Below are 507 nucleotides of genomic sequence, written 5' to 3'. Positions count from 1 at the left end.
GGTCATCAATCAGAACGCGACCGTCAAACGACTTAGTCAGGTTCTTCACTTCAATCACTTTGTCACCTAGACGCTCACCTGGTGGGATGAACAGCTCGTTGGTTTCGTTACGTTTTTGGTGCTCAGTGTTTTGTAGCTCTTCAAAGCGCGCCATACGTGCTTTAGATTTTGCTTGGCGACCTTTAGGGTTTTTACGTACCCATTCAAGTTCTTTTTCGATGGTCTTTTGGCGAGCGCTTTCTTGTGATGCTTCTTGTTGTAGACGTGCATCTTTCTGCTCTAGCCAAGAGGTGTAGTTACCTTCCCATGGAATACCTTCACCACGGTCAAGTTCAAGAATCCAACCTGCTGCGTTGTCTAGGAAGTAACGGTCGTGGGTGATCGCCACAACAGTGCCAGAGTAATCCACTAGGAAGCGTTCTAGCCATGCAACCGACTCTGCATCCAAGTGGTTGGTTGGTTCGTCGAGTAGTAGCATGTCTGGTTTCGATAAAAGCAGACGACAAA

Annotated in this window: 1 pseudogene; it reads right to left on the bottom strand. The window is 47.5% G+C overall.

The features are described from left to right. A pseudogene (locus R7Q09_RS28595) lies at window positions 1-507 on the bottom strand (energy-dependent translational throttle protein EttA); the annotation flags it as partial.

The organism is Vibrio sp. 2130-1 (assembly GCF_033339515.1).
This window is presented reverse-complemented; position numbering and strand designations above follow the sequence as displayed.